The 13,980-nt window shown below is 73.4% G+C and carries 18 protein-coding genes, 1 tRNA gene and 2 pseudogenes; 7 read left to right on the top strand and 14 right to left on the bottom strand.

Going from position 1 to position 13,980, the window contains the following annotated elements:
• Positions 1–5: 5 nt before the first annotated feature.
• Entirely contained in the window at positions 6–653 is a 648-nt protein-coding gene (locus tag IFT90_RS05505) for a MerR family transcriptional regulator (RefSeq protein ID WP_192041273.1), read from the bottom strand.
• Between the two features lie 114 nt (positions 654–767).
• Here IFT90_RS05505 and IFT90_RS05500 point away from each other — a divergent pair, with 114 nt between their 5' ends.
• The 4 genes and pseudogenes from IFT90_RS05500 to IFT90_RS16855 form a co-directional block, all read left to right on the top strand.
• Positions 768–1,271 (top strand): DUF4188 domain-containing protein, encoded by a 504-nt coding sequence (locus tag IFT90_RS05500; protein WP_192041272.1) that lies wholly within the window; start codon positions 768–770, stop codon positions 1,269–1,271.
• A gap of 27 nt (positions 1,272–1,298) precedes the next feature.
• Complete coding sequence (locus IFT90_RS05495) at positions 1,299–1,889, top strand: GNAT family N-acetyltransferase (RefSeq protein WP_197980651.1); 591 nt, start codon at positions 1,299–1,301, stop codon at positions 1,887–1,889.
• A gap of 68 nt (positions 1,890–1,957) precedes the next feature.
• A pseudogene (locus IFT90_RS17280) lies at positions 1,958–2,050 on the top strand (DivIVA domain-containing protein); the annotation flags it as partial.
• 12 nt (positions 2,051–2,062) lie between these two features.
• Positions 2,063–2,215 (top strand): annotated as a pseudogene (locus IFT90_RS16855) (DivIVA domain-containing protein); the annotation flags it as partial.
• Between the two features lie 8 nt (positions 2,216–2,223).
• Here IFT90_RS16855 and IFT90_RS05485 read toward each other — a convergent pair.
• Positions 2,224–2,808, bottom strand: coding sequence for a gluconokinase (locus tag IFT90_RS05485; RefSeq protein WP_192041271.1), 585 nt, complete (start codon positions 2,806–2,808; stop codon positions 2,224–2,226).
• Positions 2,809–3,090: 282 nt separating this feature from the next.
• Between IFT90_RS05485 and IFT90_RS05480 the strand changes: the two genes are divergently transcribed.
• Positions 3,091–3,402, top strand: coding sequence for a hypothetical protein (locus tag IFT90_RS05480; RefSeq protein ID WP_192041270.1), 312 nt, complete (start codon positions 3,091–3,093; stop codon positions 3,400–3,402).
• A 14-nt stretch (positions 3,403–3,416) separates the two neighbouring features.
• Here IFT90_RS05480 and IFT90_RS05475 read toward each other — a convergent pair whose 3' ends face one another.
• Together IFT90_RS05475 and IFT90_RS05470 are read right to left on the bottom strand one after the other, a co-directional pair.
• Complete coding sequence (locus IFT90_RS05475; RefSeq protein ID WP_371812145.1) at positions 3,417–3,893, bottom strand: MarR family winged helix-turn-helix transcriptional regulator; 477 nt, start codon at positions 3,891–3,893, stop codon at positions 3,417–3,419.
• Positions 3,894–3,913: 20 nt separating this feature from the next.
• A complete protein-coding gene (locus IFT90_RS05470; protein WP_192041269.1) occupies positions 3,914–4,177 on the bottom strand; it encodes a hypothetical protein in 264 nt (87 codons plus the stop codon).
• 116 nt (positions 4,178–4,293) lie between these two features.
• On the opposite strand from IFT90_RS05470, the gene IFT90_RS05465 reads away from it, so the two are divergent.
• Positions 4,294–5,193, top strand: a complete 900-nt coding sequence (locus tag IFT90_RS05465; RefSeq protein ID WP_192041268.1) for an SDR family oxidoreductase — start codon at positions 4,294–4,296, stop codon at positions 5,191–5,193.
• An 88-nt stretch (positions 5,194–5,281) separates the two neighbouring features.
• Here the strand turns inward: IFT90_RS05465 and IFT90_RS16850 are convergent, their stop codons facing one another.
• The 10 genes from IFT90_RS16850 to obgE all read right to left on the bottom strand — a co-directional run bounded on the left by IFT90_RS16850 (position 5,282) and on the right by obgE (position 13,449).
• On the bottom strand, positions 5,282–6,016 hold the full coding sequence (locus tag IFT90_RS16850) for a general stress protein (protein ID WP_244644742.1): 735 nt from the start codon (positions 6,014–6,016) through the stop codon (positions 5,282–5,284).
• Between the two features lie 183 nt (positions 6,017–6,199).
• Positions 6,200–6,275, bottom strand: a tRNA-Ala gene (locus IFT90_RS05455).
• 117 nt (positions 6,276–6,392) lie between these two features.
• Entirely contained in the window at positions 6,393–7,100 is a 708-nt protein-coding gene (locus IFT90_RS05450; protein WP_192041267.1) for an AAA family ATPase, read from the bottom strand.
• Between the two features lie 76 nt (positions 7,101–7,176).
• Complete coding sequence (rsfS, locus tag IFT90_RS05445; protein ID WP_123548626.1) at positions 7,177–7,584, bottom strand: ribosome silencing factor; 408 nt, start codon at positions 7,582–7,584, stop codon at positions 7,177–7,179.
• Positions 7,585–7,629: 45 nt separating this feature from the next.
• Positions 7,630–8,850 (bottom strand): hypothetical protein, encoded by a 1,221-nt coding sequence (locus IFT90_RS05440; RefSeq protein ID WP_192041266.1) that lies wholly within the window; start codon positions 8,848–8,850, stop codon positions 7,630–7,632.
• A complete protein-coding gene (gene nadD / locus IFT90_RS05435) occupies positions 8,847–9,482 on the bottom strand; it encodes a nicotinate-nucleotide adenylyltransferase (protein WP_123548624.1) in 636 nt (211 codons plus the stop codon). Before nadD ends, IFT90_RS05440 begins: the two co-directional genes overlap by 4 nt.
• A 17-nt stretch (positions 9,483–9,499) precedes the next feature.
• On the bottom strand, positions 9,500–9,718 hold the full coding sequence (locus IFT90_RS05430; RefSeq protein ID WP_123548623.1) for a hypothetical protein: 219 nt from the start codon (positions 9,716–9,718) through the stop codon (positions 9,500–9,502).
• A 34-nt stretch (positions 9,719–9,752) separates the two neighbouring features.
• Complete coding sequence (locus IFT90_RS05425) at positions 9,753–11,033, bottom strand: glutamate-5-semialdehyde dehydrogenase (protein WP_192041265.1); 1,281 nt, start codon at positions 11,031–11,033, stop codon at positions 9,753–9,755.
• A gap of 47 nt (positions 11,034–11,080) precedes the next feature.
• A complete protein-coding gene (proB, locus tag IFT90_RS05420) occupies positions 11,081–11,917 on the bottom strand; it encodes a glutamate 5-kinase (RefSeq protein WP_192041264.1) in 837 nt (278 codons plus the stop codon).
• A complete protein-coding gene (obgE, locus tag IFT90_RS05415; RefSeq protein ID WP_192041263.1) occupies positions 11,914–13,449 on the bottom strand; it encodes a GTPase ObgE in 1,536 nt (511 codons plus the stop codon). Before obgE ends, proB begins: the two co-directional genes overlap by 4 nt.
• A gap of 252 nt (positions 13,450–13,701) precedes the next feature.
• Here obgE and IFT90_RS05410 point away from each other — a divergent pair, with 252 nt between their 5' ends.
• Positions 13,702–13,974 carry a DUF4031 domain-containing protein gene (locus IFT90_RS05410; RefSeq protein WP_146904546.1) on the top strand — a complete coding sequence of 91 codons (273 nt, stop codon included), beginning with the start codon at positions 13,702–13,704 and terminating at the stop codon, positions 13,972–13,974.
• The last annotated feature ends 6 nt before the right edge of the window (positions 13,975–13,980 follow it).

The following is a 13,980-nucleotide window of genomic DNA, read 5'->3' as shown; positions in this document are numbered from 1 at the left end:
GCCTCCTAGACCGGAGGAGGCGGCGGCACCGGCAGCCCGCCGACGAGGTCGCCGAAGCGCCGCCACGACGAGTCCTGCTGCGCGAGCCGCCGGAGCGCCAGCAGCAGCGGCTCGACCAACACCGTCCCCAGCACGACGTACTGCACGGCCGCGTCGACGCTCTCGAGCGGGACCCCCGCGATCTCGGCGTCCGCGACGTCGTGCATCGCCCGCGCGTAGCCGTCGAGCCGCTCGGGCGGCAGGTCGAACCCGGCGGCCTCGAGGCCGTCGACGGCGACCTCGAGCGCGGCGAGCACGGGGCCCTCGCCGGGATCGACGGTCCAGCCCCAGCGCTCGACGAGGCCGCGCGCCCGGGCGTGGTCGACTCCCTCGGGCGCGGCGGGCGTGACGGCGTGCTGGGCGACCCCGAGCACCTCCCCCACCGAGTCGTGCTCCAGGTCGAGGAACTCGAGCACTCCGCGCGCCCGCGCCACGCTCAGCCCGCCGGGGCCGAGCAGCGCCCGCACGAGCCGCAGCCGCCGTACGTGCTCGTCGCCGTAGCGGGCCTGCGTCGCCGAGGTGCGCTCGCCCTCGGGCAGCAGCCCCTCGCGCAGGTAGTACTTGATCGTCGCGATCGGGACGCCGCTCACGTCGGCGAGCTCGGAGATGCGCACGGGTGCCCCCTTGACTTTGGATAGCTGCACTCTCCAAGATGGGAGCGCACTGGAGAGCAACACTATCCAATCACCAGGCACCCACCCGCGCAGTCGCGTCGAAGGAGCGAGATCATGGCCCGTGTCATCCCCGGCAGGACGACCCACCGGCACGAGGGCGAGCTCGTCGTCTTCCTGATCGGCATGCGCGTCAACAAGATCTGGCGGCCCGACCAGTGGCTCCCCGTGTTCGCCGCGATGACCCCGATGATCGTCGAGCTGTTCAAGGACAAGGATTCGGGCCTCCGCGGCCTGCGAACCACGATCGGCTCGCGAGGGCCGGTGCTGGTGCAGTACTGGGACTCGCTCGAGAAGCTCTACGCGTACGCCGGCTCGGCCGACCAGGCCCACCGCCCCGCGTGGAGCGCCTTCAACCGCCGTGCCCGCAAGGCGCCGGGCGCGGTCGGCATCTGGCACGAGACGTTCGTCGTCGAGCGCGCCGAGAGCATGTACGTCGGGATGCCCGCCTCCGGCCTCGCCCTGGCGACGGAGGCGGTGCCCGTCGGCCCTCGCGCCGACACCGCCCGCGCGCGCGCCGCGGCCGGCCGCACCGCGCCCGGCCCAGCCGCCGCCTCCTGACGACCACTGCTCCGCTACCGTCGACCCGTGCTCACCACCGACCGCCTCCTCCTCCGCCGCTGGCGCGACGCCGACCGCGAGCCGTTCGCGGCGATGAACGCGGACCCCGTCGTGATGGAGTTCTTCCCCTCGACACGGACGCGCGCCGAGTCCGACGCGATGATCGACCGGATCGAGCAGGGCTTCGAGACGGACGGCTTCGGCCTCTGGGCCGTCGAGCGGTGCGCCGACCACCAGCTGCTCGGGTTCGTCGGCCTGTCGCGGCCGTCGGTCGACGTGGTCGTCGGCGGCCGCCCCCTCTCCGACCAGGTCGAGATCGGCTGGCGCCTGCGCCACGACGCCTGGGGCCAGGGCCTCGCCACCGAGGCCGCGCACGAGGTGCTCCGCACGGCCTTCGACCCCGACGAGCTCGACCTGCCCGAGGTCGTCAGCTTCACGGCCGCGACCAACCTCCGCTCCCGTGCCCTGATGGAGCGTCTCGGCCTCGCCCGCGACCTGGCCGACGACTTCGAGCACCCGGCCCTGCCGCCCGGCCACCGGCTCCGCCCCCACGTCCTCTACCGCGCCTCCCGCGATCGTCCCTCCCCGGACGCCGTTCCCCCGACGACGGGGTCCTGACCGTCGTACCGAGGTCGCGACGGGCCAGGGCGCCCTGGCAGGATCGTCGTGACCACGAGGGGGAGACGATGAGAGCAGAAGACGTCCAGGCGAAGCGGTTCTCGCCGGTGAAGTTCCGCGAGGGCTACGACATGCACGACGTGGACGCGTTCCTCGCCCGCGTGCAGGCGGCCATGACCGCCGACGACGAAGGCCGTGCGGGCGCGACCGACCTGAGACCCGAGGACGTCGTGAACGCCCGCTTCGCCCCGACGAAGTTCCGCGAGGGCTACCACCAGGACGAGGTGGACGACTTCCTCGACGAGATCGTCGCCGACCTCCGCCGCCGCGGCCTCTAGGCGACCGGCGTCAGCCCGAGCAGGCGGAGCACGTCGTCCGCCTCTTCCTCCGGCGTCCGGGTGGCGTCGACGACGATGTGCCGCTCGTCGGCCTGCGGCGGCTCGAGCGTCGCGACCTGCGAGTCGAGCAGCGTCGTCGGCATGAAGTGCCCCGAGCGCTCGGCCATCCGGCCGCCGATCAGGTCGCCGCTGCCCTGCAGGTAGACGAAGACGACGTTGTGCTCACGCAGCACGTCGCGGTACTTGCGCTTCAGCGCCGAGCAGGTGATGACGCCGGGGACGCCCTGCATCGCGTGCTCGACGATCCACGACGAGACCGTGTCGAGCCACGGCGCCCGGTCGTCGTCGTCGAGCGGCTGACCGGCAGCCATCTTGGCCACGTTCTCGTCGGGGTGCAGGTCGTCGCCCTCGGCGAGGTCCCAGCCGAGGCGCTCGGCGACGAGCGCGGCGACGGTCGACTTGCCCGACCCCGACACCCCCATGACGACGAGCACCGGGTCCGACTCGTGCGCCGGGTGGCGGGCCGACCCCGGCACGAGCGGCGCCGAGGAGGCGGCGCCCGCGTTCTCGAGGGTGGCCATCAGCGAGCCTCGTCCGAGGCAGAGTCGGAGGTGGAGGGGAAGGGCGCGGGGCTCGGGGTGGTCATGTCGTGTCCTCTCGAGGTCGCGACCGTGCGATCTCGTCGTCGGATGGGGCTGCGAGCCGGCCGACGACGCAGAGGCGCCGGCGCCGCTCTCGGCCCAATGGTAATACGAATCAGTGACGGGTGCCTGAGGCCGTCCGGCAGAGGCGCTGGCCGGCCGCACAGCAGCCCGTCACCTCGCGTTCACCCGCGCGTCGCCCGCGGGGTGCACGATGCCCGCATGATCGCGATCAGCGCCGAGGTGCGGCAGGCCGACGGCATCGACTCCGTCCGCGAGCTCGAGACCAGCCTGCGGCGGCACTGGGAGAGCATCCCTGTGAAGTCCCACCAGTACCTGCTGCGCTTCTGCGACGGCCCCGTCCTCGTCACCGACGAGCTGCGCTCGCTGCGCCTCGACGTCGTCGTCTCGGACGAGCGCTCCGCCGCGCACTTCGTCGAGTCGTTCCGCAACGAGATCGAGTCGCGGGTGGTCGGCCGGCCCGTCGACGTCCGCTGGTCACGCCCGGCCGTGGCCCCGCAGCCGCTGCGCTGAGCCGACGGAGCGCCTCAGGCCTCGGCCGCCGCGATCAGCTTCGCCATGGTGCGGTGCAGCAGCACGAGCTCGTCGCGGGTGACGTCGAGCCGGGCCATCATCCGCTCGGGGATCGACTCGGCCTGCTCGCGGAGGGCCGCCCCCGCGCCGGTCAGCTCGATGCTCAGCGCTCGTTCGTCGTCCGCGCTGCGCCCGCGGGTCACCAGGCCCTGCGCCTCGAGGCGCTTCACCAGCGGCGACAGGGTGCCGGGATCGAGCCGCAGCAGCCGGGCGAGGTCGCGGAGCGCCAGCGGCTGCTGCTCCCAGAGGGCGAGCATCACGAGGTACTGCGGGTGGGTCAGCCCCATCGGCTCGAGCACAGGGCGGTACGCGGAGACGACGCTGCGGGAGGCGACGGACAGGGCGAAGCAGATCTGGCTCTCGAGCGCGAGCGGATCGACGGCCGACGGGTCGACCGGCGACGGCTCGACCAGCGACGGCTCGACCGGCACGGAGGCGCGGGCCGCGGCACTCACTCGCCTGCGTCCCGCGGGCAGTGCAGCATCGTGCGCGGGCCGGAGCGGTCGACGACGTGCTCGTCCATCGGGCGGCCGCAGAGCGGGCACGCGCCGCCGTGCGCGGGGGCGACGATCGGCGCCTCGTCACGGATGCCGAGCTGTGCACCGCCGATGTAGGGGCGCAGCCGCGCGTTCATCCGCTCGACCGCGTCGCCGAACCAGCTGCCGTGCTCGTGACCGGGCTCACGCCCGGCCCGGGAGGATCTCGTCGATGCCATGTCGTGAGTGTACCAATGATTGGTGCCCCACACGATGGCCGAGGAGGCGGTCCGCACGTACCCCGGCAGGCCGCGGCCCTGAGCAGGCGGCCAGCCCCACGGCGTATCACGGGTGCATGACCCGCGATCAGTACACCTTCGACGACCCCCGCACCCGCTACCCCGTGATCAGCCCGGAGGTGCAGCAGCAGCCGGAGCCCGGGCTCCAGTCGCGCATGACGCCCGTCCCCGACCTCGGCGAGGACACCTACCGCGGCACCGGCCGCCTGACTGGCCGCAAGGCGCTCATCACCGGCGCCGACTCCGGCATCGGCGCGGCCGTGGCCATCGCCTTCGCCCGCGAGGGCGCGGACGTCACCCTCTCGTACCTGCCCGAGGAGGAGGAGGACGCGCGCCACGTCGTGTCGCTCGTCGAGGCGGCCGGGCAGAAGGCCGTGGCCGTCCCCGGCGACCTGACCAGCGCCTCCTTCTGTCGTGAGCTCGTGCAGCAGGCCGTCGACGGCATGGGCGGGCTCGACGCGATCGTCAACGTCGCCGGGGTCCAGGTCTGGCAGGAGTCGATCGACCAGATCACGGACGAGCAGTTCGACCGTACGTTCAAGACCAACGTGTACGCGCCGTTCTGGATCATCAAGGCCGCCCTGCCGCACCTGCAGCCCGGCTCCACGATCGTCAACACGGCCTCGCTCGAGGCCTACACGCCTGCCCCCGACCGCCTCGACTACGCGACGACCAAGGGCGCCATCAACAACTTCTCGAAGGGCCTCGCGCAGCAGCTCGTCGGCAAGGGCATCCGCGTGAACGTCGTCGCCCCCGGGCCGACCTGGTCCGTGCTGCAGGTGACGCAGGGCGTCGACCCCGAGACCCTGCCCGAGTTCGGCTCGAGCGAGTCGCCGATGGGGCGCGCCGCACAGCCCGCCGAGCAGGCTCCCGCCTACGTGTTCCTCACCAGCGCCGAGTCGAGCTTCGTCGCGGGCGAGACGCTGAACGTGAACGGCGGGATGGTCACGCCGTGAGGCGGTGACCGTCGGGAACGCCCTGACACGACGAAGGGCCCCGCAGGTGCGGGGCCCTTCGTCGTCGGTGCAGGTCTGGAGGCTGGTGCTAGCCGACCTTGCGACCCTGCGCGAGCACCTGGTGGGCGCGGGCGGAGAGCTCGCCGCGGACGAGCACCTCGTAGCGGCCCGCCTCCATCGTCTTCACCGAGGCGAAGTCGCGACGACCGCGCGTGGCGGCGTGGCCGACCGCGCCCCAGAGGGCGCCCCACAGGGCACCGGCGCCGAGGGCGATGAGCAGGACGCCGATGAACGCGACGCCCGGGGCGAAGATGCTGAAGAGCAGGCCGAGCAGGAGCCCGAACCACGCACCGCCCGCGGCACCGCGCGCCGCGGCCTTGCCGGTGGTCAGGCGGCCGGCGACGTTCTCGACCGTGCGGATGTCGTGTCCGACGATCGACACGCTCTCGACGGGGAAGCCCTCGTCGCTCAGCAGGTCGACGGCGGACTGCGCGTCCTCGTACCGGGTGAAGGTCGCCAGCGTCTGGGGGTGCCCCTCGCCGGCGAAGGCGCCGATGCCCTTGGGGCCGGGGGCGCCGGTCGTGGGCGTAGAGGCCGGCGCACCCTGCTGAGGGGCGCCCTGCTGGGGCGCGCCGTAGGGGGCGCCCTGAGGTGCGCCGGGGGCGACGGGCTGCTGGTCGGACGGCGCAGCGGCACCGCCCGCGGGCGTCGGGGCGTACTCGCCGTACGCAGGACGGGGGCGGTCCGCACCCGTCGGCGTCCCGGAGGCGCGGGTCGCGTCGTCGTCGGGGGCGGGGGTCTGGCCAGGCTGCTCGTTGCTCATGCATGATGTCTACCGCGTCCGCCACGCGCGTGGAGCCGATGCACAGCCCGCGTCCAGACCAGCGCCGCGTCCTGAGATGGTCGACCCGCGCCTCCTCATGGTCACCTGCACTGCCGGCCATCATGCGAAAAGAGAGATGGCCCCACCCGGAGGTGAGGCCATCTCGCACTGCTGTCTTGCTTTTGGTGGATCTGAGGGGACTCGAACCCCTGACCCCCTGCATGCCATGCAGGTGCGCTACCAGCTGCGCCACAGACCCAGATGATGTTGCCGTGTTGCTCGTGTTCCCGCTGCCGGAGCAACTCGTCAACCTTACTACAGAATCCGGCGGCGCAAGTACACCCGCCGCCGGGGCCCCGCCGCACTGCGTCAGGCCTCAGAGGTGACGCAGGTACCGCCCCGGCTCGTCGAGGAACGCCCGCCAGTGCTGCACGAGGTCGAGCTCGCCCCAGGTCGTCCGCTCGATGCCCCGCTCGCCGAGCTGCAGCACCGACGCGCCGGGCAGGGCCGTGAGCACGGGCGAGTGGGTCGCGCAGACGACCTGCCCGCCGGCGTCGGCGACGTCGGCCAGCGTGCCCATCAGCTGGAGGCAGGCGGTGAACGACAGGGCCGCCTCGGGCTCGTCGAGCAGGTACAGCCCCTTCTCGGCCAGCCGGACGTCGAAGGCGTGCAGGAAGCTCTCGCCGTGGCTGACGTCGTGGAAGCCCGGGTCGCCCTTCTCGTAGCGCGAGAACATGTCGAGCGCCGTCTCTGATCGCAGGAACCAGCCCCTGGCCTTGCGTCCGACCATGCGGCTGCCCGTCGGCGTGCGTCCGAGCTCGAGCACGGCGCCCAGCTCGGACGGCTCGAGCTCAGACGAGTACCTGCCGTGCGAGCGACCGCCGCGGACGTCGGCGCCCCACGCCTCGGCGAGGGCCTCGACGATCGTCGACTTGCCGCTGCCGTTCTCGCCGACGAGGAAGGTCACGGGCGCGTCGAAGGACACGCCCGTGCCGACGAGCGCGGCGACGGCCGGGACGGTGAACGGCCACTCGACCGGGTCGGCGACGAGCGCCTCCGGCACGCGGACCCGGTCGATGATCATGCCGTCAGGGTCGCACGGACCGCCGACGTCATCGACCTCACGACGTCATCGACGCCACGAGACCGGAGTGGCGGGCCTAGGCCTCGGACGAAGCCGGAGCCGAGGCGGCCTCGGCGGAGGAGGCGGTCACCACGTCGAGCGGGATCGCCGGGCAGTCGCTCCACAGGCGCTCGAGCGAGTAGTACTGGCGGTCCTCGTCGTGGAACACGTGGACGACGACGTCGCCGAAGTCGAGGAGGATCCAGCGGCCCTCGGCGCGGCCTTCGCGGCGCAGGGTGCGGGCGCCGGCCTCGAGCATCTTGTCCTCTATCTCACCGGCGATCGCGACGACGTTGCGCTCGCTGCGGCCGGAGGCCAGGAGGAAGATGTCGGTGAGGGCCAGCGGCTCCGAGACGTCGAGCGCGACGAGGTCGTCGGCCTGCTTGTCGTCGGCGGCGCGGGCTGCGATCTGCAGGAGCTCGATGGCACGAGGGGTGGCTGTCACGGATTCCTTCGGGGTGGGTCGCCCCGGGACGGGACGACGGCGGCGTCAGCCGCCGAGGATGCCCGTGGCGAACCCGGCGATGACGACACCGATGATACCTGCTCCGAGGACGCCCCCGCCGATCCCGAGGATCAGGGGCAGCTTGCTGGAGGCGGGCTGTGACGCCGCGAGGACGACCGACCGCGTCGAGGTGTGGGTGCTGATGGCCCGGCTGGCGCGGACGGGAGCCGCGTCGGTCTCGGCGCTCTCGGCGTCGCCCTGCTCGAGCAGGCGGTCGATGTCGGAGTTGTCGATGCGCGCCTGCGACCCCGTGGCGCCCAGGCTGCGGGGCAGGTCGATCGAGCCCGTGATGATGATCTCGCCGGTCGCGTTGAGCGCTCCGGTGACGTCCGCGACCTGCTGGTCTGTGAGGATGAGCGCGTTCGTCTGGCCGGTGTGGGTGCCGAGGGCACGACCGGGGGCCGTGTCGTCGTCGGGCTCGTCCGACTGGGTCGTCCAGTGGCCGACGGGCGGCACGAAGCCGCTCGGCTCGGGGACGGACGCGGGTGCGGGCTCGGCGACGGCCGCGGACGACCCGGTCCCGTCGGGAGCGGCGGCCGACTCGCCGCCGTCGGGGGTCGAGGCCGAGCCGGGACGCGAGCTGCTGAGGTCGAGGGGGAAGACGGAGGGCGCGGAGGTGGGCGCGACCGCAGGCCCGGTGGGCGAGGCGGTCGGCTGCCCCGTGCGGCGCGGGCCGGGCGCGCGCCCGTCGTCGTCGCCGTCAGCCGCGACGCTCGGCACGACGGACGAGTCGTCGCCGACCGACTGCCGCGCGCTGGCGGGGGCGCTCTCGTCGAGCGGCGCCACGATCTCGTCGACCGTGCTGAGCGCGTCGACCAGGCGGCGACGCGGCTCGGGGCCGGGGGCCTGGAGCGGGACGGGCGCCGACGGTCCCGTCTGCTCGGCGCGCTGGGCGCGCATCTGGCGTCGGGTGAGCCCGTCGGGCCCGGCGACGGAGGCCGGAGGAGGCGTGGGGGCCGAGGCGGGGACCGGTGCCGCAGCCGGGGCCGGGGCCGGGGCCCATGCAGCCTGCGGGGCCGAGGCCGGCACGGGCGTGGCGGGCACCGGCGTGGACGTGGGGACCGGGGCGGCTGCGGACGCGGGCGCCGAGCCCGAGGCGGGCGCGCCTCCTGCGGTGCCCTCGGCGACGGCGCGGCCTGCCTCGCGGGCACGTTCGCGCTCGCGGATCTGGCGCCGGGTCAGCGGCTGCTCGTCGGACGTGCTCATGCGTTGCTCCGATACAGGTGGTGCTTGGAGATGTACTGGACGACCCCGTCGGGGACCAGGTACCACACCGGGAAGCCGCGGCCCACCCGAGCGCGGCAGTCGGTCGACGAGATGGCGAGGGCGGGGACTTCGAGCAAGCTTACGTCGCTCTCCGGGAGGCCGCCGACGCTGAGGTCGTGGCCCGGACGGGTCACGGCGACGAAGTGGGCGAGGTCCCACAGCTCCCTGACGTCTTTCCAGTCGAGGATCTGCGCGACGGCGTCGGCCCCGGTGATGAAGAAGAGCTCGGAGTCGGGACGCTGGGCCCGGATGTCCCGGAGGGTGTCGATCGTGTAGGTGGGGCCGTCACGGTCGATGTCGACCCGGCTCACGGTGAACATCGGGTTGGAGGCGGTGGCCACGACCGTCATCAGGTAGCGGTGCTCGCTGTCGCTGACGCCCGACTTCATGTAGGGCTGGCCCGTGGGGACGAACAGGACCTCGTCGAGGTGGAACGACTGCGCGACCTCGCTCGCGGCGACGAGGTGACCGTGGTGGATCGGGTCGAACGTGCCGCCCATGATGCCCACGCGGGGTCGACGACCGGTGACGAACGCCCCGGGGGTGCTCGTCGCAGGCGTCGTGCCGACCATTCTGCGGTGCCGCCGGGTCAGTGCTGCTCGGGGTGCCCGAACTCGTCGATCGGCCCGGCGTGGTGCGCCTGCGTCGACGCCTTGCGGGGCGAGCGGTTCGCGACGTCGCGGTAGCTCCACACGACGAAGCCGAGGAACAGGAAGAACAGGCCGAAGGTGGCGGCGATGACGACGGGGGGCGCGATCAGCGGCGCGAGGTCTTCGTGGGCTGCGGCCAGGAGGGCGACGTCGAGCATGGGTTCTCCGTTCCGAGGGGCGATCCCCGACAGTCTAGCCGCGCGGCCGGGCCTGGCCGCGCACCTGGCCCTGCCCTCGTACGACCCACTTCGTGCTGGTGAGCTCCGGCAGCCCCATCGGCCCCCGGGCGTGCAGCTTCTGCGTCGAGATGCCGACCTCGGCGCCGAAGCCGAACTCGCCCCCGTCGGTGAACCGGGTCGAGGCGTTGACCATGACGACCGCGCTGTCCACCTCGTGCAGGAACCGCTCGGCGACCGCGTGGTCGTTCGTCAGGATCGACTCGGTGTGGTGCGTCGACCAGCGCGCGATGTGCGCCATGGCCTCGTCGACGTCGGCCACGACGCGCACGGCCAGGTCGAGGCTCATGTACTCGGCGGCCCAGTCGGCGTCCGTCGCCGGGACCGCGTCGGGGAACGAGCGCAGGACGCGCTCGTCGCCGTGCACCGTCACGCCGGAGGCGCGGAGGGCGCCCAGCACCGGCGGCAGCAGGCGGTCGGCCGCGTCCGCGTGCACGAGCAGGGTCTCGAGCGCGTTGCAGACGCTCGGCCGGCTGACCTTCGCGTCGACGACGACGTCGACGGCCATCTCCTCGTCGGCGGACGCGTCGAGGAACACGTGCACCACGCCCGCCCCGGTCTCGATCACCGGGACGGTCGACTCGCGCACGACGGTCTCGATCAGCTCGGCGCTGCCGCGCGGCACGAGGACGTCGACGAGCCCGCGCGCCCGCATCAGCTCGGCGGCCCCGGCCCGGCCGTGCTCGTCGACCGTGACGACCGCGTCGGCGGGCAGCCCCGAGACGACCAGCGCCTCCTGCACGACGTCGACGAGCACCTGGTTCGTCTCGCGCGCCGCGCTGCCGCCCCGCAGCACCGCCGCGTTGCCGCTCTTGAGCGCGAGGGCGGCGATGTCGACCGTCACGTTCGGGCGGGCCTCGTAGATGACGCCGACGACGCCGAACGGCACCCGCACCTGGTCGAGCCGCAGGCCGTTGGGCAGGACCCGGCCCCGGATGCTCTCGCCGACCGGATCGACGAGGCCGGCGACGAGCCGCACGGCGTCGGCCAGCGCCTCCAGCCGCACCGCGTCGAGGCGCAGGCGGTCGCGCAGGGCCTCGCCGACCCCCTCGTCGAGCGCCCGCGCCAGGTCGAGCTCGTTCGCGGCCACGATGCGCGGTCCCTCGGCGACGAGGGCGGCGGCCACGGCGTGCAGCGCGGCGTCCTTCTCGGCGGCGGTGAGGGTCGCGAGACGGACGGACGCCGCCTTCGCGGCGCGCAGGGTCTCGGTGAACGACGGGGCGACGACGGACGACATCCCCGGAGCCTACGGCGACGGGCTCCGCCGTCGCATCCGCGGCGCCGTCAGCCGCGGGGAGCCGCGGCGAAGAACGTGCCGACGGCAGCGCCGGACAGGGCCGCGGCGACGTTCGCCGCCGACGTGACGAGCACGGGCGTGCCGGCCGCGGCCGCGTAGCGCGCGGCGGCCACCTTGGTGCCTGCTCCCCCGGTGCCGACGCCTGCCGCGCCCGCGTCGCCGAAGGTCACCCCGGCGAGGTCGTCGCCCTGGGGCACGTCGTCGATGCGCACGGCGCCCGGCTCGTGCGGCGGGCGCGTGTAGAGCGCGTCGACGTCGCTGAGCAGCACCAGCACGTCCGCGCCGATCAGCTCGGAGACGAGGGCGGCGAGGCGGTCGTTGTCGCCGAAGCGGATCTCCTGCGTGGCGACCGTGTCGTTCTCGTTGACGATCGGCAGGATGCCGAGCTCGAGGAGGCGCCCCATCGCCCGCTGCGCGTTGCTGCGCGGCGTCGGGTCGGCCATGTCGCCGGCCGTGAGCAGCACCTGTCCCGCGACGATGTCGTGGCGGCGGAGGCTCTGCTGGTACCGGAAGATGAGCACGTTCTGGCCCACCGCCGCGGCGGCCTGCTGCGTCGCGAGGTCGGTCGGTCGTGAGTCGAGCCGCAGGTGCGGCATCCCGGTCGCGATCGCGCCCGAAGAGACGAGCACCACCTCGGCGCCGCGGGCGTGGGCGCCGGCCAGGGCGTCGACGAGCGGCTCGATCTGGTGCGCCGCGGCGCCGCTGATCGACGACGACCCCACCTTGACGACGATGCGCCGGGCACGCGCGATGTCGCCCCGGGCGGCGACGACCGGGTCGCCGCCGGCGTGCGGCAGGGCCTCGACGGGACCGTCGGTGCTCATTCCTGCTCGTCGCCCTCCTTGACGAGGAAGCCCTCGTCGTCGGTCCAGAGACCGGCAGCGCGCTCGCGCTGCAGCTCGGCCCGGGCCTCGGCCTTGGCGTCCATGCGCTCGAAGTAGTCCTCGCGGCGCTGGTTGCGGGTCGGGCGGTCGTTCTTGATCAGGCGCGGGTCCGTGCCGCGGGCCGAGGTCATCAGCTCGGCGGTCGAGGTCAGCGTCGGCTCCCAGTCGAAGACGATGCCGCCCTCGGGACCGATGACGACGGTCGAGCCGGCCTGCGCACCCGCCTTGAACAGGGCGTCCTCGATGCCGATGGCGTTGAGCCGGTCGGCGAGGTAGCCCACCGCCTCCTCGTTGTTGAACTGGGTCTGCACGACCCAGCGCTCCGGCTTCTGGCCGAGGATGCGGTAGACGTTGCCGTACGTGCCGCCCTCGACCTTGATGACGAACGGCTTCTCGTTGACCGCGCGGGGGCGCATGACGAGACGAGGAGGCGCGGGCCGGGCCGCGATCTCGGCCCGGCTCTGCTCGACGACCTCGGCGAGGGCGAAGGAGAGGTTGCGGAGGCCCTCGTGGCTGACGGCCGAGATCTCGAAGACGCGGTAGCCGCGGGCCTCGAGCTCGGGCGTGACGAAGTCGGCGAGCTCGCGCCCGTCGGGGACGTCGACCTTGTTCAGCGCGATCAGCTGGGGACGCTCGAGCAGGGGCGTCTGCCCCTCGGGCACCGGGTACGCCTCGAGCTCGCGGCGGATGATCTCGAGGTCGGTCAGCGGGTCGCGGCCGGGCTCGAGCGTGGCGCAGTCGAGCACGTGCAGCAGTGCCGAGCAGCGCTCGACGTGGCGGAGGAACTCGAGGCCCAGGCCCTTGCCCTCGCTCGCGCCCTCGATCAGGCCGGGCACGTCGGCGACCGTGTAGCGGGTCTCGCCCGACTCGACGACGCCCAGGTTCGGGTGCAGGGTCGTGAAGGGGTAGTCGGCGATCTTCGGCTTGGCGGCCGAGAGCGCGGCGACGAGGCTCGACTTGCCGGCCGACGGGTAGCCGACGAGCGCGATGTCGGCGACGACCTTGAGCTCGAGCAGCACGTCGCCCTGCCAGCCGGGCGTGCCCAGCAGCGCGAAGCCGGGGGCCTTGCGCTTGGTCGACGAGAGCGCGGCGTTGCCGAGCCCGCCGATGCCGGCCTCGGCGATGACGTAGCGCATGCCGTGCTCGGTCATGTCGACCAGCTCGTCGCCGTCCACCGTCTTGACGACCGTGCCGAGCGGGACCGCGAGCTCGAGCTCCTGGCCCTGGGTGCCGCTGCGGTGGTCGCCCATGCCGGGGCCGCCGTTGTCGCTCGAGCGGTGCGGCGCGCGGTGGAACCCGAGCAGCGTGGTCACGCCGGCGTCGGCGACGAGCACGATGTCGCCGCCGTTGCCGCCGTTGCCCCCGTCGGGGCCGGCGAGGGGCTTGAACTTCTCGCGCTTGACGGAGACGCAGCCGTTGCCCCCGTTTCCTGCTCGCAGGTGGAGGGTCACGTGGTCGACGAATGTGGCCATGTATCGGTCTCTTCTAGCTCTGGTGCCGGCGCGCGCTGCCCCGGGTCTGTCGCGCACGGGCGACCGGTGTCGGGCCGTGCGGTGGTGCCTCGCCGTCGGCGGCCGGAGGCGACGATGGTGTCCCGACAGGCCCTGTGGCCTCGCGGGCTCCCGCGGAGCCGGGCGCACCTGGGCCGGGTGAGCACCAACCTGTGATGGTACAGGGCCGGTCGGAGGCGGTCAACGCGACGGCCGCCCGACTAGCATCGGCGCGTGACCATCCTGATCGACGAGCCGATCTGGCCCGCCCACGACACCGTCTGGGCCCACCTGGTCAGCGACGCGTCGTACGACGAGCTGCACGCCTTCGCCGCCGCCCAGGACATCCCCCGCCGGGGCTTCGACCACGACCACTACGACGTGCCGGAGTCGCGCTGGCACGACCTCGTCGCGGCCGGGGCGCAGCCGGTCACCGGGCTCGACCTCGCACGACGGCTCGAGCGCAGCGGCCTGCGCGTCTCGCAGCGGGTCAAGCGGGGGCTCTGACCTCAG

The organism is Frigoribacterium sp. CFBP 8766 (assembly GCF_014841435.1).
GTDB lineage: Bacteria > Actinomycetota > Actinomycetes > Actinomycetales > Microbacteriaceae > Frigoribacterium.
Note: the sequence above shows the minus strand (reverse complement) of the source record. Positions and strands in the feature narration are given on the sequence as shown.